The organism is Flavobacterium sharifuzzamanii, assembly GCF_003254585.1.
In the GTDB taxonomy this organism is placed as follows: Bacteria; Bacteroidota; Bacteroidia; order Flavobacteriales; family Flavobacteriaceae; genus Flavobacterium; species Flavobacterium sharifuzzamanii.
The window spans coordinates 60,963-80,363 of record NZ_QJGZ01000034.1 but is presented as its reverse complement, the minus strand read 5'-3'; the positions used below and the strand labels follow the sequence as shown (position 1 = coordinate 80,363).

Annotated in this window: 16 protein-coding genes; 3 read left to right on the top strand and 13 right to left on the bottom strand. The window is 34.0% G+C overall.

Annotated elements, in window-relative coordinates:
- Positions 1–30 precede the first annotated feature (30 nt).
- The 5 genes from DMA14_RS04455 to glyA all read right to left on the bottom strand — a co-directional run bounded on the left by DMA14_RS04455 (position 31) and on the right by glyA (position 4,525).
- A complete protein-coding gene (locus DMA14_RS04455) occupies positions 31–597 on the bottom strand; it encodes a TetR/AcrR family transcriptional regulator (protein WP_111423459.1) in 567 nt (188 codons plus the stop codon).
- Positions 598–706: 109 nt separating this feature from the next.
- Complete coding sequence (locus DMA14_RS04450) at positions 707–1,204, bottom strand: GNAT family N-acetyltransferase (RefSeq protein WP_111423457.1); 498 nt, start codon at positions 1,202–1,204, stop codon at positions 707–709.
- Between the two features lie 21 nt (positions 1,205–1,225).
- On the bottom strand, positions 1,226–2,266 hold the full coding sequence (locus DMA14_RS04445; RefSeq protein WP_111423455.1) for a GMP reductase: 1,041 nt from the start codon (positions 2,264–2,266) through the stop codon (positions 1,226–1,228).
- A 241-nt stretch (positions 2,267–2,507) separates the two neighbouring features.
- On the bottom strand, positions 2,508–3,101 hold the full coding sequence (gene miaE / locus DMA14_RS04440) for a tRNA-(ms[2]io[6]A)-hydroxylase (RefSeq protein WP_111376884.1): 594 nt from the start codon (positions 3,099–3,101) through the stop codon (positions 2,508–2,510).
- Positions 3,102–3,250: 149 nt separating this feature from the next.
- Positions 3,251–4,525: a serine hydroxymethyltransferase gene (gene glyA / locus DMA14_RS04435; protein WP_111423453.1), complete on the bottom strand. Its 1,275-nt coding sequence runs from the start codon at positions 4,523–4,525 to the stop codon at positions 3,251–3,253.
- 109 nt (positions 4,526–4,634) lie between these two features.
- On the opposite strand from glyA, the gene fahA reads away from it, so the two are divergent.
- Entirely contained in the window at positions 4,635–5,918 is a 1,284-nt protein-coding gene (fahA, locus tag DMA14_RS04430) for a fumarylacetoacetase (protein ID WP_111423451.1), read from the top strand.
- A 105-nt stretch (positions 5,919–6,023) separates the two neighbouring features.
- On the opposite strand, the gene DMA14_RS04425 is transcribed toward fahA, so the two are convergent.
- Together DMA14_RS04425 and DMA14_RS04420 are read right to left on the bottom strand one after the other, a co-directional pair.
- A complete protein-coding gene (locus DMA14_RS04425; protein ID WP_111423449.1) occupies positions 6,024–7,208 on the bottom strand; it encodes an endonuclease/exonuclease/phosphatase family protein in 1,185 nt (394 codons plus the stop codon).
- Positions 7,209–7,422: 214 nt separating this feature from the next.
- Entirely contained in the window at positions 7,423–8,463 is a 1,041-nt protein-coding gene (locus tag DMA14_RS04420) for an agmatine deiminase family protein (RefSeq protein ID WP_111423448.1), read from the bottom strand.
- A gap of 183 nt (positions 8,464–8,646) precedes the next feature.
- Between DMA14_RS04420 and DMA14_RS04415 the strand changes: the two genes are divergently transcribed.
- Both DMA14_RS04415 and DMA14_RS04410 read left to right on the top strand, forming a co-directional pair.
- Positions 8,647–10,167, top strand: coding sequence for a choice-of-anchor I family protein (locus DMA14_RS04415; RefSeq protein WP_111423446.1), 1,521 nt, complete (start codon positions 8,647–8,649; stop codon positions 10,165–10,167).
- A 202-nt stretch (positions 10,168–10,369) separates the two neighbouring features.
- Positions 10,370–11,629, top strand: coding sequence for an OmpA family protein (locus DMA14_RS04410; RefSeq protein WP_111423445.1), 1,260 nt, complete (start codon positions 10,370–10,372; stop codon positions 11,627–11,629).
- Positions 11,630–11,953: 324 nt separating this feature from the next.
- Here the strand turns inward: DMA14_RS04410 and DMA14_RS04405 are convergent, their stop codons facing one another.
- The 6 genes from DMA14_RS04405 to clpB form a co-directional block, all read right to left on the bottom strand.
- A complete protein-coding gene (locus DMA14_RS04405; RefSeq protein WP_111423443.1) occupies positions 11,954–12,844 on the bottom strand; it encodes a carbon-nitrogen hydrolase in 891 nt (296 codons plus the stop codon).
- Positions 12,845–13,022: 178 nt separating this feature from the next.
- A complete protein-coding gene (locus tag DMA14_RS04400) occupies positions 13,023–13,436 on the bottom strand; it encodes a hypothetical protein (protein ID WP_111369678.1) in 414 nt (137 codons plus the stop codon).
- 353 nt (positions 13,437–13,789) lie between these two features.
- Positions 13,790–14,668, bottom strand: coding sequence for a DUF808 domain-containing protein (locus DMA14_RS04395; protein WP_111423442.1), 879 nt, complete (start codon positions 14,666–14,668; stop codon positions 13,790–13,792).
- A gap of 395 nt (positions 14,669–15,063) precedes the next feature.
- Entirely contained in the window at positions 15,064–16,104 is a 1,041-nt protein-coding gene (locus tag DMA14_RS04390; protein WP_203418255.1) for a hypothetical protein, read from the bottom strand.
- A 23-nt stretch (positions 16,105–16,127) separates the two neighbouring features.
- Positions 16,128–16,619: a T9SS type A sorting domain-containing protein gene (locus DMA14_RS04385; RefSeq protein WP_111423440.1), complete on the bottom strand. Its 492-nt coding sequence runs from the start codon at positions 16,617–16,619 to the stop codon at positions 16,128–16,130.
- Between the two features lie 142 nt (positions 16,620–16,761).
- Positions 16,762–19,359, bottom strand: coding sequence for an ATP-dependent chaperone ClpB (gene clpB, locus DMA14_RS04380; protein WP_111423438.1), 2,598 nt, complete (start codon positions 19,357–19,359; stop codon positions 16,762–16,764).
- Between the last annotated feature and the right edge of the window lie 42 nt (positions 19,360–19,401).

Sequence of the window (19,401 nt, the reverse complement as noted above, 5' to 3'; positions counted from 1 at the left end):
AGTAGTCTATCTATTTTTAATCAAAAAAAATCAGAAAAACTGATTTATAGTTTTTTTTACTTCTTTTAAATCATTAGTATTACCGTTTATACTTGCTGAAACCACAGCTCCTTCTATCATTAAAAAAATGCTGTTTTGAAGTGCTTTTTTTTCTATTGAAAATGATTTTACAGTACTAATTTCATCAACTAAAGATTTTATATAGTCCCGCTGACGTTCTTTATGAGCCACAATAAACTGTTCTATTTTTTTATCTCCTCGTCCAATTTCAGCATTCACTTTAATGAAATGACATCCAGAGCAATTTGATTCTTCCTGAACTTTAATACGGTAATCTATTAATTTTAGAAGCTTTTTTAAGGGCTGTTTCTCGTCTTTCAAATAGTCATCGAGATTGGCAAAATATTCTGTTTCCTGCTGTTCAAGATAATGATACAACAAATCACTTTTAGACTGATAATGTTTATAAAGCGATCCAATAGCAATATCTGCCTCAGCAATAATTTGATTAATTCCTGTACTATTAAACCCCTGATGATAAAACAGACGAGATGCTGTATCTAGTATTCGTTCCTTTACATTGCTTTTCTGTTTCATTTTCTTTTTTTAACAAAGATAAAACAAAAATAGATAGAGTTATCTATTTATTTTGAAATAAAAAAAATCACAAAAACTGTGATTTTAAAATTTGTTAATTATAAAATGGCTATAAACCTTTCCCCATCACATAATCCTCCATCAAATACCCATTTCCAATTTCTATATCAACGGTTTCTTTAATTTCGAAACCTATTTTTTTATAAAAATCTAATGCTGTATTAAATCGGTTTACATTCAATGACAATTGTTTTGAATTGTTTTCTAAAGCCAGTTTTTCTATAAAATCAAATACTTTTTTTCCATAACCTTTTCCTTGTGTTTCTGGTAACAAGTAGATTTTATGAATTTTCGTAATGGCTTCATTTTTATAATGATGCTCAATTCCGATAAAGCCAATCGTCGATTCAGAATCCAGAATGAGATAGAATAATTGCTCTTTATTCTCAATTTGCTTTGCTAAAGCCTCATCAGAATAAAACAAACCTAACATATAATCTAATTGCGATTGAGATAAAATTTCACCGTAGGTAATAGGCCAAGTGATGTTTGTAATTTTCTGAATTGTAGAAATATCACCTAACCCTGCTTCTGAAATGCTAATCATAATGTATTTTGAAATATATTTTTATTTAGTAAAAACTTGGTTTTCTTGTTCGCTTACGCGGATGAAAGTCGTTCGTTTAGTCAATTCTTTTAATCTTGAAGCTCCAACATAAGTGCAAGTGCTTCTAATTCCGCCTAATATATCTAAAACAGTGTGAATGACATCACCCTTAAACGGAACTTGAACTGTTTTTCCTTCGCTTGCTCTGTATTCTGCAACACCGCCGGAATGTTTGTCCATTGCAGTTTTTGAACTCATTCCATAAAATTGTTTGAATTTTTCTCCTTTGATTTCTATTAGTTCACCTCCACTTTCTGTGTGTCCTGCGAGCATTCCTCCCAACATTACAAAATCGGCTCCTGCACCAAAAGCTTTCGCTACATCTCCCGGAGTTGTACAGCCACCATCACTTATAATATGTCCGCCTAAACCATGCGCTGCGTCCGCACATTCGATGATGGCAGATAATTGCGGATAACCAACACCTGTTTTAACACGAGTTGTACAGACAGAACCAGGTCCGATTCCGACTTTTACAATGTCTGCTCCTGCCAAAAGCAGTTCTTCGGTCATTTCGCCAGTAACGACATTTCCAGCGATAATTATTTTATCTGGATATTGTTTACGGGTTTTCTTTAAAAACTGAACAAAATGTTCTGAATAACCATTTGCAACATCAATACAGATAAATTTAAGTAACGGATTTGCTGTAATTATTTTTTCAATTTTGTCAAAATCTTCTTTTCCAGTTCCTGTACTTACGGCAATATAATCGTAGAAATCAGGAGTTGCATTTTTTAGAAAGTTATTCCACTCTTCTAAAGAATAATGTTTATGAATGGCAGTAAAAAGCTTTTCTTTTGCCAAAACCTTTGCTGTTTCAAAAGTTCCCACAGTATCCATATTGGCAGCCATAATCGGAATTCCTGTCCAACTTGCAGTGCTGTGTAAAAACTTAAAATTTTGTTCTAAGGAAACTTCAGATCTGCTTTTGAGCGTTGATCTTTTAGGTCTAAACATTACGTCTTTAAATCCTAATTTCAGGTCCATTTCTATTCTCATAGTTCGAGATTTTGGTTACTCTCAAATGTAAGGAATTTTAGAATTTAGATTGTAGATTTTAGATTAAATCTAAACGCATATATTGTAACACTGATTAAACTGATTCGCTATCGCGAAAACGCTGATTAAAACGGATTTTTTTAGAATTTCACAAAGATTCACAAAGTTTTACAAAGAAAAAAACCAAAAACTGCGGTCGCAACTGAACACTAAAAAAACTGACCACTGAACACTAAAAAAACTACCCGTGAATCGTTTCGTTTTTTCCGTAATTGGTAATGATAGATTCTTCAAATTCTAACCATTCTCTCCAACGTTTTTCAACATCAATTCCAACTCCATATTTACGAGCGTAAGTAATGAAAGTTGTGTAATGTCCCGCTTCGCTTTCCATTAATTCTCTGTAGAAAACAGCCAATTCTTCATCTTGAATATTTTCAGAAAGCACTTTAAAACGTTCGCAGCTTCTAGCTTCAATCATAGCAGAGAAAAGAAGTCTTTCTACAAGACCAGAAACACGACTTCCATCACCGCTTCTTTTCATATATTGGTATAGTTCGTTTACATATTCATCTTTACGCTCACGTCCTAATTTTAGTCCTCTTTTGATGATAATATTATGCACTTGCTCAAAATGATCTACTTCTTCTTTTACTAAAGCCAATAAATCCTGAACCAAATCCTGATGTTCTGGATTGTTTGTGATAATTGTAATGGCATTGGTCGCTGCTTTCTGCTCGCACCAAGCATGATCTGTTAAGATTTCTTCGATGTTTTTCTCAACAATATTTACCCATCTTGGGTCGGTTGGCAATTGTAATCTTAATACGCCCATTTTTTTTAAGTCTTAAAGTTTGAAAGTCGAAAGTCATAAAGTCATTGGAAAACTTTAAAAGAAAAATCGAAGATCAAAAAACTAAACATAGAAATTCACATTCCTTTTTTAGACTTTCGACCTTCGACTTTATGACTTTTGACTAATTTTTAATAAGCAAAAATTGGTCTTTCGCTCATCATATCGTTTACTTGTTCAGCAACTTCTTCGATAACAGCTTCATCTGTATGGTTAGATAAAACTTTATCGATAAGTGCTACAATAGTTTCCATATCTTTTTCAACTAAACCACGAGTTGTGATTGCAGCTGTTCCAACACGAATTCCAGAAGTGACAAATGGAGATTTATCGTCAAATGGAACCATGTTTTTGTTTACTGTAATTTCAGCTTTTACTAATGCATTTTCAGCTTCTTTACCAGAAATACCTTTGTTTCTTAAATCAATAAGCATCATGTGGTTATCAGTTCCGCCAGAGATGATATTGTAACCTCTCTTTACGAAAGCATCAGCCATTGCGTTTGCATTTTTCTTTAATTGCATTGCATAAGTAAAGAAATCATCTTTTAATGCTTCACCAAAAGCTACAGCTTTAGCAGCAATAATGTGCATTAAAGGTCCACCTTGGTTTCCTGGGAAAACAGCTAAGTCTAATAATGAAGACATCATTCTGATTTCTCCTTTTGGAGTTTTTAATCCTTGTGGATTTGGGAAATCTTTCCCCATTAAAATCAAACCTCCACGTGGTCCTCTTAATGTTTTGTGAGTTGTTGTAGAAACAATATGGCAATGTGGAATTGGATCGTTCATTAATCCTTTTGCAATAAGACCTGCTGGGTGAGAAATATCAGCAAATAAGATCGCTCCTACGCTGTCAGCAATTTGTCTGAAACGAGCAAAATCCATATCACGAGAATAAGCAGAAGCTCCAGCGATGATTAATTTTGGCTGTTCTTTAGTTGCAATTTCTTGAATTTTATCATAATCTAAACGACCAGTTTCAGCATCTACACCGTAGAATACTGGACGATATAGACGCCCTGAGAAGTTTACTGGAGAACCGTGAGTCAAGTGACCTCCGTGAGATAAATCGAAACCTAAAATAGTATCACCTGGATTTAAACAAGCGTGGTAAACAGATGTATTTGCCTGAGAACCTGAGTGAGGCTGTACGTTTGCATATTCAGCTCCAAATAATTCTTTAGCTCTGTCAATAGCAATCTGCTCAATAACATCAACTACTTCGCAACCGCCGTAGTATCTTTTGCCAGGATAACCCTCTGCATATTTATTTGTTAAAACAGACCCTGCTGCTGCCATTACTTCATCACTTACAAAATTCTCTGAAGCAATAAGCTCTAATCCGTGAATTTGTCTTTCTTTCTCCTCTTGGATAAGATCAAAAATTTGTTCGTCGCGTTGCATTTTTTTGTTTTTCGTTAATTTCACGCAAAAATACAAAAAAACGTTTGCCAAACAGCTAGATTATGATATATTTGACATGTAATTTTTCAACAAACAATTAACATTAAACATGCCAATAACCGCCAACGATACCAATAGAAAATCATGGTTAGAAGTGCCACAAAATAGCGACTTCCCTATTCAGAATATTCCTTTCGGTGTATTTCTTACCAAAGAAAATGTCGTTACTGTAGGAACAAGAATTGGCGATTATGCCATAGATTTAGGGGCTTTGCAGCAATTAAATTATTTTGAGGGAATAGAATTAACCGATGATATGTTTATGCAGGATACGCTAAATGATTTTATTTCTGATGGAAAAAAAACATGGCGTTTGGTTCGAAATCGCATCGCTGAGATTTTCGACGAGACCAATCCGCAGTTAAGAGATTCAACAAAACATCGCGATATTGTTATATTTAAGATCGAAGACGTAGAAATGCAATTGCCAGTTTTAATTGGTGATTATACGGACTTTTATTCAAGCAGAGAACATGCTACCAACGTAGGTAAAATGTTCCGTGATCCAGAAAATGCTTTATTGCCAAACTGGCTTCATATTCCGGTTGGATACCACGGAAGAAGCTCTACAATTGTTCCTTCTGGAATTCCAGTTCACAGACCAATGGGACAAACTTTGCCGGCTGGTCATGACACACCTGTTTTTGGAGCTTCTCGTTTAGTAGATTTCGAATTAGAAACTGCTTTTATCACGACAGATGTGAATGTAATGGGCGAAAATATTTCTACTTATGAAGCAGAAGATTATATTTTCGGAATGGTTCTATTAAATGACTGGAGTGCTCGCGACATTCAAAAATGGGAATATGTGCCGCTTGGACCATTCTTAGCTAAAAACTTTGCTACTTCAATTTCACCTTGGATTGTGACTATGGATGCTTTGGAACCTTTTAGAACTAAAGGTCCTAAACAAGATCCGTCGCCACTTCCATATTTACAGACAAAAGGTAAAAAAGCTTTTGATATTCATTTAGAAGTTTCTTTACAACCAGAAGATCAGGAAGAAACTGTGATTTCAAAATCTAACTTTAAGTATATGTACTGGTCTATGGCTCAGCAATTGACACACCACACATCAAACGGATGCCGTGTAAATTCTGGTGATATGATGGGCTCTGGAACTATTTCTGGACCAACTCCTGATAGTTTTGGTTCTATGCTAGAATTAACTTGGGGAGGAAAAAATCCGCTTAAGCTAAATGACGGAAGTGAACGTAAATTTATTGAAGATAACGATACTGTTATTATTCGTGGTTTCTGTGAAAATAATGAAGTAAGAATTGGTTTTGGAGAAGTTTCAAGCCAGCTTTTACCTCCATTTACGAGACAATGAAGAGCAGAGCAATCTGAAGAGATATAGAAAAACAAAAAACCTTGGCGACAACCAAGGTTTTTTTATACTCTATATTTTTTTCGAAAAATCGAAAGAAAAAGTTATTTATTCCAAAATCACCTTTACCCAAACCAAGCGATGATCTGAACTTGATTCGCGTTTTTCAACTAATTCTGACATTGGCTCACCTTTTGCGGGCCAGAACACTCCACTGTTGACAAACTTAAATCCAAGTCTGGATGGCAATACATAATCAGCGCGCATTCTCCAAAAAGCAGTATGATTAATTCCAAAAGGATTTTCAGGACTAAATTCAGCACCACCTTTACTCGCAGGTGTAAAGTCACTATTAATTTTTGGACTGTCTATTAAAGATTTTATACCTTCTCTCATAGCATCACCCTCAACTGGCGAAGCATTTTGATCACCCATGATGACAAATCGAGAATTTGGAGACAAACCGCCTTTTACACCTTTATCATCATAAATATATGAAGCCGAATTGTCTGAAATATAGTCTTTCCAGAATCTAATTTCATCATGATTTCTTTTACCATTGCGATCTTCAGCACCATCAAAAGTAGGAGGAGTTGGGTGGCTGACTAAAACATGAACCGTTTCATTGCCAATCTGCACAGGAACATCCCAGTGAGATTTTGAAGATAATGGAAATTCCTTCCATGCTTTCTTACTATACCAATCCGTTCCATCTGCTTTTTTCGTGAGCAATGCTCCTGGCATATCTTTCCATTTAAAATGTTGAAAAGTGCGAACCGCATTAACATCAATAGGATATTTAGATAGAAGCATCATCCCGTATTGCCCAGGATACATGCCAAATGCCCATGCATCATTTCCAAAATTATCCAACTTTCCATCATTGTTCAAATCATAAGGGCTTGGCTGACCAGTATTCACTGTTGAATAATAGTAATAAGGATAATCGATAGCCGCTGCTCCACCTTGACTCACATTCAAATAATTCTTTATAAACGCCTTTACACCAAGTTCAGGGTCTTTAATATAATCAAATTCGTTTAGCAAAATAACGTCTGGTCTAACCGTCTGAATAATTTGGGCAATATTTCTGATTTGAGTATTATGTCCTGAATTAAGCTGATAAATTAATATCTGCTCCGATTTCCCCATTGCACCTTTGGGAGAATAATTATCAGATTCCATACTTACATTGTAGGTGGCAAATGTAAGTTCATTTTTGTCTTGTGAATCAGACTGCGAAAAAAGAACTCCGGAAGAAAGCACGGAAAGGATAAAAAATATTTTCTTCATATAAAATTAAATCTGCATTTCTGCATTATTGAACATACGAATATAAGAAGGATGTCGGGACACGCGATAAATGTGTCTGTTAAATATATAACAAAAAAAAGCTGCCACTTTTCGTAACAGCTTAAATTATATAAGAAAGTCTCTGTATATCTGATAATTTTATCACAGATTTAAAAAATCAAAACGATTATTTTATAATCTGTGGCTACTATTTTTATGCAGGAATCTGCTGACTTAAGCAATGTAAAGTTCCGAATCCCCAGATAAAATCAATACAGCTTATTCCGATTACTTCACGATCTGGGAAACATTCTGCTAGTATATTTAAAGCTACGCGGTCGTTGCTATCATTGAATGTTGGCATTAAAACGCAATTATTCAAAATTAAGAAATTAGCATAACTTGCCGGCAATCTTAGATCTTCAAAATCAACACGTTTTGGCATTGGTAATGCTACAATAACTGGAGATTTTCCGTTTTCTAATTTTGCATTTTGCAAACGTTTCAAATTATCCTGTAAAGGTTTGTAGTTTGAATCATTTTTATCTGTTTCTACAATCGTTACAATTGTATCCTCATTTACAAATCGACATAAATCATCGATATGTCCATGTGTGTCGTCTCCTTCAATTCCGTCTCCAAGCCAGATTACGTTTGTAACCCCAAGATATTCTTTAAAAACTGCTTCGTAATCCTCTTTTGTAAAACCAGCGTTACGAACCTGAATTGTTGGATGCATTAAACATTCCTCAGAAGTCAGTAACGTTCCCTTTCCGTTTACATCAATTGCTCCGCCTTCAACAATTACTGGTTTTCCTTTGTACATTACCTGAGTTAAAGGCACATCAATAAAATCAGCTACTTTACCCGGAACAAATTTATCTAATTGGTAGTTTTTATATTTTGCCCAACCGTTGAAATTGAAATTCAACGCTTCTCTTTTCGAACCATTTTTTACAATAATTGGTCCAGAGTCACGCATCCAGCTTCTGTTGGTTTTATGAATGATATATGAAACATTTTTAAGATTCACACGAGCTCTTTCAAGCATATCAGCAACTTTTTCTTTCAGTTTTTCATCGGCTACAACCAAAAAAACAGTTTCAAAAGTGGCTACTTTTTTTATAAACTCTACAAAAGCCCATTGAACTGCTTCGTATTTTCCTGGCCAGTCGTTACCATTGTGCGGAAAACACAATACAATTCCTTGCTGTTTTTCCCATTCTGCTGGAAATCTTCTATTATTTGTTGACATAAATAGGTTCTAATTTAGAAAGTGCAAAGATAAGCATTCGTTAGGATTATAAAACATTTGATTAAAATTCCTCCTAATTTCACAAAACTTATCCTGCAAAATTTAAGTTAAAGATTAAATAATACATACTTAATATTTAACAGAAAGCTCAGAATTACTTTTGCCAAAACTAAAAACTAACACATGAAAAATTTATCTCTCTCATTATTAGCGGCTCTATTTATATTGGCCAGCTGTAACAATGATGAAAATTCAAACACCCAACCAGAAGTAATTGTAAACGAAAATCCCGGCACTTTTAAAGAAATCGGATCTATTACAATTGGCGGAGAAGCTGCTGCTGAAATTTCTGCTTACTGCGAAAAAACAAAAAGACTTTTTACAGTAAATAATAGTGGCGTTAATCAAATTGATGTTATCGATATTAGCGATCCAACAAAACCACTTAAAATCGGAAAAATTGATTTAGTTGCTTACGAAGGCGCAGCAAACAGCGTTTCTGTTTTTGATGGAAAACTGGCTGTTGCTTTAGAATCTACTGTAAACAAACAAGGAAACGGAAAAGTAGTTATTTTTAATACTTCAGATTATAGCTTAATTAAACAAGTGACAGTTGGTGCTTTGCCAGATATGATTACTTTTTCTCCTGATGGAAAATATATCATGACTGCTAATGAAGGCGAACCAAATACAGATTACACTCAAGATCCAAACGGAACGGTTTCTATTATTGAAACTAGCACTTATAATGTTACTACTTTAGATTTTGCTTCATTTGCTGGTCAGGCTGCGGCATTAGTAAAAGATGGTTTCAGAATTTCAAAATTTGCTAAAACTAGTTTTGCACAAGATATCGAACCTGAATACATTACAATTTCTGACGATTCTAAGACTGCTTGGGTAACTTTACAAGAAAACAATGGTGTTGCAAAAGTTGACTTAGCTTCAAAAACCATCACTGCTATTTATCCTTTAGGTTTAAAAGATTACAATACTGCTGAAAATGCAATTGACGTAAGCGACAGTGACAATAAAATTGCTTTTAATCCTTGGAAAGTAAAAGGGTTGTATATGCCAGATGCGATTAGTCATTTCACAGTAAATAACACACCGTATTTTGTTACTGCTAATGAAGGTGACGCAAGAGAATACACTGCTTACACTGATGTAAAACGTATGAAGAGCATGACGCTTGATGCAACAGTTTTCCCTGATGCAGCTACTTTAAAATTAGATGCAAACTTAGGAAGATTGAATCTTGTTGCCGATATGGGAGATACTGATGGAGACGGAGATTTAGATCAAATGGTAAGTTTTGGAGGTAGATCTTTTTCTATCTGGAACGGAAATACAGGAAAAATTGTTTTTGACAGCAAAAATGATGTTGACAAAAAAACAAACGAAATAGGCACTTACGACGATAAAAGAAGTGATGATAAAGGTTCTGAACCAGAAGCTGTAGTTGCAACTAAAATGGGAAATAAAAATATTCTGTTTGTAGGACTTGAAAGATCTGATGCGTTTATGGTTTATGATGCTACAAACCCAACTTCTCCACAGTATTTACAAACTGTAAAAACTGGAGATGCTCCTGAAGGCATTCTTTTTATTCCGGCTTCAAAAAGCCCTACAAAAAGAAGCTTATTGGTAGTAAGCAGCGAAGGAGATGGATCTGTTAAAATTTATCAGCCTGATTTAAAATAATAACTCTTTTTTTAAGGATAGCATAAGGGCAAAATGTGAATTTTGCCCTTTTTTATGCATTCTATTGTACTTATTTTAATGTATTTACACAATTAAAAGCTAAAATATGGGAATTATGTAAGAGTATATACAACACTTTCTAGAATACGACTTCTAATTTTGTTTCAGAGTTTAAAATAAAAACAATTTAATTTTTGATATCATGAAAAAGAAATTAGTATCAGTATCCTTATTATTACTATCATTTGCTGCAGGCGCTCAAAATATGGCTACCACTTCTACCAAACCTAGCGTAGATCAAGAATACAACAAATGGTCGATCGAACTGAATGGCGGGGTTAACAAACCAACCAGAACAATGACTCCAGGTTATACTACAGAATCATTAAACTTTTTCCACGGAGATTTAGGTGTTAGATATATGTTTAGTCCGAAATTTGGGGTAAAATTAGATGTTGGTTATGACCAATTTAAAGAGAAAAAAAACACTCCAGATTTTGACAGTCGCTATGTTAGAGCAAGTTTACAAGGAGTTATCAATGTGGGACGTGCTTTAAATTTCGAAACTTGGACAAACACGATTGGACTTTTGGCTCATGGTGGTTTCGGGGTTTCTCAAATTAGCACCGAAACTGGATTTGGAGGTCAGGATTACATGGCGCACGGAATTGCTGGTTTAACTGGACAAATCCGATTAAGCAACAGAGTAGCTTTGACAGGAGATCTTACTGGAATTGTAAATGGAAGACAAAACTGGAATTTTGACGGAATGGGAAATACTTCTACAGGTGCTTTTGATGGCGTTTTATTAAATGCTTCTGTAGGTTTAACTTTCTATCTAGGAAAAAACCAAAAACATGCTGACTGGGTTGGCGAGGAAGATAGAATTGGTGAATTGGAAAAAAGAGTGGACTTAATCGAAACTGGTCTTATAGATTCAGACAAAGATGGAGTTGCTGATTTATACGATTTAGAACCAAACAGTATTGCAGGAGTTGCTGTTAACACAAAAGGACAATCTATTGATACGAATCAAAATGGTGTTCCAGATGAGTTAGAAAGCTACTTAGACAAAACTTACGAGAAAAAAGGTGCTGGAACAGCTACAAACAATACGGTTGAAGAATTAATCAACGGTGGTTATGTAAATGTTTACTTCGATTTCAATTCGTCTAAACCAACAAACGCTTCTTTATCTGGTGTAGATTTCTTAGTGAAATACTTGAAAAACAATCCGGGAAAATCGGCTGATATTATTGGTTATGCTGATGAAATTGGAAATTCAAACTACAACACCGAATTATCAAGAAAAAGAGCTGAAGCTGTGAAAAAAGTAGCAGTTAATGCTGGAATCGATGCTTCAAGATTGAATGTAATTGCTAATGGAGAAGATACTTCTGTTAACAAAAATTCTAAAGAAGCACGTCAAATCGTGAGACGAGTTACTTTCCAAGTGAAGTAATCTATATATAAAGCTAAAAACAAGAAAAGGAGCTATTCAATAGAATAGCTCCTTTTTGTTATAAAAATAGAGTTTAAAAAAAACTAAATTTTGAATAGTTATTTAAAGCTTCGAAGAAGCGAAATATTTATCGCAAAAAAATATACGTTTACGATATAAAGCTCCAGCGGAGCGACATGTGTTAGATTGTAAAAGAACATGTCGCTCCACTGGAGCTTTTTCATTTTGTTTTATTGTGGTGCTATAAATATTTCGCTTCTTCGAAGCTTACAAAAAAAGGGCAAAATAATATTTTGCCCTTTTTATATTTTAGAAAAATCGTTTTTATTTATCAATTGCTCTTTTTGTAATATCTCCAAAAGCATCAATTCTTCTGTCTCTGAAGAATGGCCAATTTTGACGAACATTTTCTTGAAGATCTAAATCAACCTCAGCAATTAAGATTTCTTCTTTATCATGAGAAGCCTGAGCTAAAATTTCTCCTTGCGGTCCAGCAATGAAAGAAGCTCCCCAAAATTGAATTCCTTCAGTTCCTTCAAGGTATTTTTCAAGACCAATTCGGTTTGCAGCTGCAACGAAAACACCATTTGCAACAGCGTGACCTTTCATTACATTCATCCAAGCACCATACTGATTTTCTCCGTATTGTTCTTTTTCTTTTGGATGCCATCCAATTGCTGTTGGATAAAATAAAACTTCAGCTCCTTTAAGCGCTGTAATACGAGCCGCTTCTGGATACCATTGATCCCAGCAGATTAATGTTCCAACAGTTCCTTTTTTAGTTTCAATCGCTTGGAAACCTAAATCTCCTGGAGTGAAATAGAATTTTTCATAGAAATGAGGATCGTCTGGAATGTGCATCTTACGGTATAAACCTGCTTCAGTTCCATCAGTATCAATAATATAAGCACTGTTATGATAAATTCCAGCCATTCTCTTCTCGAAGAAAGGAACAATAATTACCACTCCTAATTCTTTTGCCAATTCGCTGAATGCAATAAATGAAGTACTGTAAAGTGGTTCTGCCAATGCAAAATTCTCTACATCCTCACTTTGACAAAAATAATGACTGCTATATAATTCAGGCAATAAGATAACCTCTGCTCCTTGACTTGCAGCGTCTCTTACCCAGCTAATACATTTTTTAAGATTATTTTCGGCAACATCATTCAGATTTAACTGAATTACTGATATTTTATATTTTCTTTTCGGCATGACATAAAATTTAAGAGTGCAAAAATAATACTTTTTAAAGGAATAGCAAAGTCGATAACTTTTATATAACAACTAATGAACTTGTAATATCTCTTATAAATCAAAAACCATCTTACATTGATTTAAATCTCTGTAAAATGGTTTTTCAACCTAAAAAAATATCAACCAAAAATAGTTGTTATTCGATTACAACTTTCTGAGTTAAGAATTCAGTTTCTGATTTTTTGAATTTAATTTCGAAAGTTCCTTTTGCAGTTGCTTTAAATTTATAAACTGTCTTTTTTGGCTCAGGTACTTGTTGTGTACAAACTTGTGATGGATATTTTGCAATCACTTGTAACCCTTTTACAGATCCAATTGTTACTTCTGAGATTTTATCAAATTCTGCACAAGCATTATCAACTGTATAAGTCACATCGTAGCTTAGTTCATCATTTACTTTTCCGGTTGCTGGTCCTTTAATTTCTGTAACTAAAGCTGCCTTTGTAGTTGGAGCTGGTGTTTGGTCTTTATCATCATCGTTACTGCATGAAACAAATCCAATTGATAAAAATAATACTACTAAAGCTGTTTTTAATCTAAAACTTTTCATATAAAATAATAATTAATTGTTAATTACTATGAAGATGTCGCTTAATTGTAATGGTTGCTTTATGCAAAATGTTAAAAATTTTACTAAAAAATTAAACAACTAAAAATCAAGCACTTATTTAAATAAAAAAAGCACTATTTTAATGATGTTTTTTTTATAAAACCGAAAAAATTTGGTTTTCCCTGTATAAAATCGAAATACTTTTGTAATTATTTTGATAGTTTTAAAAGTCAAAAAAAAGGGTTGATAGCAAAACTAAAATTACGTTTAAAAACGATTTGACAGGTCCTATAAAACAAAAAAAACACCAGCTATAAAGCTGATGTTTTCGTTAAAGTATATTTTGGATATATTTATGCTGTTTTCTTTTGAAATATCTTTTTAAAGAGATTTACGATTCCTAAAACAATAAAACCAATAATAAGTCCGATTGCAAACTCTTTTACTATTGAAGGGAAACTTGGTAAAAGATGATGGAAAAATTCGATATTGTGAACAAACAGTCCACCTGCAACTAAAATTAAAGCAATTGTACCGATAACTGTCAATGCTTTAATAACTTTCGGAAGCGCCTGAACTAAAATATTTCCGACAAACTTTAAAATACTATTTTCTTTTTTGCTGTGCTGAATCATTTTGAAACCTACTTCATCCATACGAACAATAAGCGCCACGATTCCATAAACTCCAACTGTTGCAATCACAGCAATGATTGATACAGTAATAATCTGAGATGTCAATGGTTTTCCGATTACAGTTCCCAAAGCGATGATTACAATTTCTACCGAAAGGATAAAATCGGTAACGATTGCAGATTTTACTTTCTCTTTTTCGATTACTAAAATTTCTTCTTCTGTAAGTACTTCATCTGTTATTCCTTCCGATTCTTCGTGTTTGTGAGGAACAATAAACTCATAAATTTTTTCTGCTCCTTCATAAGCTAAAAACAATCCTCCTAAAACTAAAATTACCATGATGGCAATTGGAAAAAATGCACTTAATAAAAATGCGATTGGAAGAATGATAATTTTATTTAATAGCGAACCTTTACTAATTGCCCACAAAACCGGCAATTCTCGTGAAGATGCAAATCCAGAAGCTTTTTCCGCATTTACAGCTAAGTCGTCACCAAGAATTCCAGCAGTTTTCTTTGCAGCAACTTTACTCATTACTGCAACATCATCCATAATTGCTGCGATATCATCTAATAGTGCGAAAAAACCTGAACCCATTTTTTAAATTTATTTTTAGTGATGCGAATCTAGACATTTTGACTTAATCTGCCCAATAATATTACATGAAAATTTTTCTTTTTATTCATATTTTTCTGTAGATAAAATCTAACTGCATTGTCCTAAAAGAACCCAAAGAATAATAAAAACGATAATGGTTCCGAAACAACCTCCGCCTAGTTTTTTAGCGCCGTATCCTGCCAACAATCCTCTAAATATGTTATTCATGATTTTGAGATTTTTTAATTAATAATTTACTGGTTTTTATTTATTTAAAATTGAATCTTTTTTGAAAATATCCTGTTATACGAATTAGGTGAAAAGTTTCAGAATTTTGAGCAAAAAAAAAAGCATCAGCTGAAAAACTGATGCTTCATTATGATTGCTTTTTTTAATTAATCGGTATAAACACTATTACCTCTATTTATTAAAGTTGCTTTATCAAGAATTCCTTGCCCTGTAGGAGGAGCTGGTGGGTTTTGACCTTGCAACTGAACATAACTTTCTGCATCAGGAGAAAGATTAAGAAGTCGTTGTAAAATCAAATTAACTTGTGAACTAGAAAGCGCATTTTTATTAAAATTAAGTGATAAATTTTTATCCGTAATTTTTGTTAACAATGGCAAGTCAATAGAAGTAAGGGTGGAATTATTTTGAAAGTAAAGCCCTTTGCTTGAAGTTAAAACAGGAAATGAAATCGATGTTAAAGCCGGATTATTTAAAATACCTGTATCGTATGCATGCAATATTTTCAAAGCAGGAAATGTAGCTGAAGTTAACACATCATTATTACCGACATCTAAATCATTATAAACCTCAACAAGATTATTTAAATTAAAGCTAACTAATTTTGAATTATTTTGAATCTTTAAGTTTACCAGTTTTTTTATTACACTCAAATCTATAGATGTTAGATTTGTTGTACTTGTTATATAGATGTTTTCTGTATAAGAGCCAAATTCAGCAGTTATTTGCGCTGCAGCCTCTGCATCTGTAATATCTCCAGTAATGATTATACTGGTTTTTCCTTTATTTATACTACTTCCAGCATACAAAGCATAAGGAACGCTTAATAGTTGACTTGTACCACTAATTGTATAATTGGTTCCTCCTGTTGGGTCAATTTCTGTTTTAACAAAATGAGAACCCGCACCCCAATCAATTCCCGAAAATGTACCTGTAACTGGAGTTCCTCCCCCTATTTCTATAGTTGCTAATCCGTTTGCATTTGTTGTTGTGGTTTGAGTTTCTACATAAGATGCTGTTCCTGTAGCGGAACCAAGCAAAATGCTGGTTTTTATACCTACTAAGGTATTTGAAAGCAATGTCCCATCTGTTTTACGAATCACAGATTGATAATTCATTTTCTGTGGCGCTTGCGCGAATAAGATTGTAAAAGAACTTAATAATAAAAATGCTAGAGTAATTTTTCTCATATATCTTTCTGCTGTTTAGAATTTTATTTTTTAATGATTTTAAAAGTTTTAATTGTTTTAGAATTGTTATGCACTGCAAGAAAATAAACTCCCTGTGTCAATCCTTGCATAGAGACCTTTGTTTCTGATGAAGTGATATGGAGTACTTTTGATAATATTCGTCCATTAATATCAAATAAATTATAAGACAAGTTTTCAAATTTATTGTTTATAACAATAAGATTTAATTCATCAACAACAGGATTAGGAAAAGCTGTCATTACTAAACTAATTTCATCGAATTTGTCATTGCTTAGAGTGGCTATTTCGTAAGCTTGCTGAATGCCTTGCTGTGCAGAGCCGCCACTTCCTTTCAATTGTATATCGGCAATTTGCCCTACTGAATAACTTGCAGCTCCACCAGATCCTGTACCTTTTCCTCCAGTAACAACAATACTTTCTTGCGCATAAGAATGAGTTACAAATGAAAAACTGGCAAGAACTAGAATTAAAAATGTTCTTTGGTTTATTTTCATATAGTTGATTTAATAGTTGATTCAAATATAGATTATTTCTTACACAAAATAACCGTTAAAAAATATTAAATCTCATTACATATTAACAAAAAAAGCACCAGCTTTGACACTGATGCTTTTTCAAGATTAACTAAAAAAATAATTATTTAACGGTCTGGTTTCTAAAAACCAGTTTGCCATCGAAAGCATCTAACAAAATGATGCTATCTGTTGTAATATTTCCTGCCAAAATTTCTTTTGACAATTGATTTAAAACTTCTCTTTGAACCACACGTTTTACTGGTCTTGCCCCAAAATGCGGATCGTAACCTTTGTCGGCCAAGTAAGCAATAGCTTCTGGAGTTGCATCCATTGTAATGCCTTGCAGAGCCAACATTTTTGTAACACTCTTCAACTGTAAGTTTACGATTCTTGAGATGTTCTCTACCGTAAGCGGTGTAAACATTACAATCTCATCGATACGGTTAATAAACTCAGGACGAACAGTTTGTTTCAATAACCCTAAAACTTCGTTTTTAGCAGCTTCTGTCGCCGCTTCAACACTTCCTTTTAGGTTTTCAAATTTCTCCTGAATAATATTACTTCCCATATTTGAGGTCATAATAATAATCGTATTTCTAAAATCAGCCAAACGTCCTTTGTTGTCTGTCAAACGTCCTTCGTCTAGAACCTGCAATAAAATATTGAAAGTATCCGGATGCGCTTTTTCAATCTCGTCTAACAATACAACAGAATAAGGTTTTCTTCGAACAGCTTCTGTTAACTGACCTCCTTCATCATAACCTACATATCCTGGAGGCGCACCAACTAAACGGCTCACACTGTGACGTTCTTGATACTCACTCATATCGATACGAGTCATAGCATTTTCATCATCAAAAAGATATTCTGCCAAAGCTTTTGCTAGCTCCGTTTTACCAACTCCGGTTGTTCCTAAGAATAAGAATGAACCAACAGGTTTTTTCATATCCTGTAAACCGGCGCGGCTTCTACGAACAGCATCACTCACCGCTTCTATCGCTTCTTCCTGACCTACCACACGTTTATGCAATTCGTCTTCCAAATGCAATAGTTTTTCTCTTTCTGTCTGAAGCATTTTAGTAACTGGAATTCCTGTCCATTTTGCTACAACTTCTGCAATATCTTCTCTAGTAACTTCTTCTTTTATTAAAGAATTTCCAGATTGGAATTCTAACAATTGTTTTTGCAGAGTTTCTTGTCTTTCCTGCGCTTCTTTTATTTTTCCGTAACGAATTTCGGCTACTTTTCCGTAATCACCATCACGTTCAGCACGTTCAGCTTCGTATTTAAAGTCTTCAATTTCGTGTTTTACAGCCTGAATTCCGTCAACAATATCTTTTTCTTGCTTCCATTTAGCGTAGATTTCGTTTCGCTCTTCTTTTAGGTTGGCCAATTCCATACCTAAGATTTTCAGCTTGCTTTCTTCTTTTTCACGCTTAATAGCTTCAATTTCAATCTCCAGCTGCATAATTTTACGATCCAAAACATCTAATTCTTCAGGTTTTGAATTGATTTCCATACGTAATTTAGAAGCTGCTTCGTCCATTAAGTCAATCGCTTTATCTGGTAAGAAACGATTTGTAATATATCTTTGAGAAAGTTCAACTGCAGCAATAATTGCCTCGTCTTTAATCTGAACTTTATGATGCGTTTCGTATTTTTCTTTAATTCCACGTAAAATCGAAATCGCACTTTCTGTATCTGGCTCATCAATTAAAACTTTTTGGAAACGTCTTTCAAGCGCTTTATCTTTCTCAAAATATTTTTGATATTCATCTAAAGTCGTTGCTCCAATTGCTCTCAATTCCCCACGAGCCAAAGCTGGTTTCAAGATGTTGGCCGCATCCATTGCGCCTTCACCTCCACCTGCTCCTACAAGCGTATGAATCTCATCAATAAACAAAACGATATCACCTTCTGCAGCTGTAACTTCTTTTACAACCGATTTTAAACGCTCTTCAAATTCTCCTTTATATTTCGCTCCTGCAATCAAAGCTCCCATATCAAGCGAGAAAACGATTTTTTCCTTTAAGTTTTCTGGAACGTCTCCATCCACAATTCTGTGTGCTAAACCTTCTGCAATTGCGGTTTTACCAACTCCAGGTTCACCAATAAGCATTGGATTGTTTTTTGTTCTACGAGTCAGAATCTGCAATACACGACGAATTTCTTCATCACGCCCAATAACTGGATCTAGTTTTCCTGTACGTGCTAATTCGTTTAAGTTCTTAGCAAATTTATTTAGTGAATTATACGTTTCTTCAGCTGAAGCCGAAGTTACTCTTTCACCTTTTCTTAATTCTTCAATAGCCGCTTTCAAACCTTTACCTGTAACTCCTTGATCTTTTAAAATCTGAGATACTTTGCTTTTTGAGTCAAAAATGGCTAAAATTAAATGTTCGATCGAAACGTATTCGTCGTTCATTTTTTGGGCAATGATTTCAGCTTCATTCAAAGCTTTATTGGCATCTCTGGAAAGCATAACATCTCCGCCAGAAACTTTTGGAAAACTCTGAATTGTACTGTCTAAAATTTGTAAAAACAACGGCACATTTACGTTTAATTTTTTCAGAATAAATGGCGCCACGTTTTCATCAACTTCAAAAATTGCTTTGAAAATGTGTTCATTTTCAATTTGCTGCTGGCCATTTCGCTGCGCTAATTGCTGCGACAACTGAATGGCTTCTTGCGATTTAATAGTAAACTTATTTATATTCATATTTTTACGATTTTGATTGATTTTATTTGTTTGACAATTTAT

What these genes read in the sequence shown, in the direction of transcription:
- DMA14_RS04455 (WP_111423459.1), bottom strand. Translation starts at nt 597, where the DNA reads ATGAAACAGAAAAGCAATGTAAAGGAACGAATACTAGATACAGCATCT.
- DMA14_RS04450 (WP_111423457.1), bottom strand. Translation starts at nt 1,204, where the DNA reads ATGATTAGCATTTCAGAAGCAGGGTTAGGTGATATTTCTACAATTCAG.
- DMA14_RS04445 (WP_111423455.1), bottom strand. Translation starts at nt 2,266, where the DNA reads ATGAGAATAGAAATGGACCTGAAATTAGGATTTAAAGACGTAATGTTT.
- miaE (WP_111376884.1), bottom strand. Translation starts at nt 3,101, where the DNA reads ATGGGCGTATTAAGATTACAATTGCCAACCGACCCAAGATGGGTAAAT.
- glyA (WP_111423453.1), bottom strand. Translation starts at nt 4,525, where the DNA reads ATGCAACGCGACGAACAAATTTTTGATCTTATCCAAGAGGAGAAAGAA.
- fahA (WP_111423451.1), top strand. Translation starts at nt 4,635, where the DNA reads ATGCCAATAACCGCCAACGATACCAATAGAAAATCATGGTTAGAAGTG.
- DMA14_RS04425 (WP_111423449.1), bottom strand. Translation starts at nt 7,208, where the DNA reads ATGAAGAAAATATTTTTTATCCTTTCCGTGCTTTCTTCCGGAGTTCTT.
- DMA14_RS04420 (WP_111423448.1), bottom strand. Translation starts at nt 8,463, where the DNA reads ATGTCAACAAATAATAGAAGATTTCCAGCAGAATGGGAAAAACAGCAA.
- DMA14_RS04415 (WP_111423446.1), top strand. Translation starts at nt 8,647, where the DNA reads ATGAAAAATTTATCTCTCTCATTATTAGCGGCTCTATTTATATTGGCC.
- DMA14_RS04410 (WP_111423445.1), top strand. Translation starts at nt 10,370, where the DNA reads ATGAAAAAGAAATTAGTATCAGTATCCTTATTATTACTATCATTTGCT.
- DMA14_RS04405 (WP_111423443.1), bottom strand. Translation starts at nt 12,844, where the DNA reads ATGCCGAAAAGAAAATATAAAATATCAGTAATTCAGTTAAATCTGAAT.
- DMA14_RS04400 (WP_111369678.1), bottom strand. Translation starts at nt 13,436, where the DNA reads ATGAAAAGTTTTAGATTAAAAACAGCTTTAGTAGTATTATTTTTATCA.
- DMA14_RS04395 (WP_111423442.1), bottom strand. Translation starts at nt 14,668, where the DNA reads ATGGGTTCAGGTTTTTTCGCACTATTAGATGATATCGCAGCAATTATG.
- DMA14_RS04390 (WP_203418255.1), bottom strand. Translation starts at nt 16,104, where the DNA reads ATGAGAAAAATTACTCTAGCATTTTTATTATTAAGTTCTTTTACAATC.
- DMA14_RS04385 (WP_111423440.1), bottom strand. Translation starts at nt 16,619, where the DNA reads ATGAAAATAAACCAAAGAACATTTTTAATTCTAGTTCTTGCCAGTTTT.
- clpB (WP_111423438.1), bottom strand. Translation starts at nt 19,359, where the DNA reads ATGAATATAAATAAGTTTACTATTAAATCGCAAGAAGCCATTCAGTTG.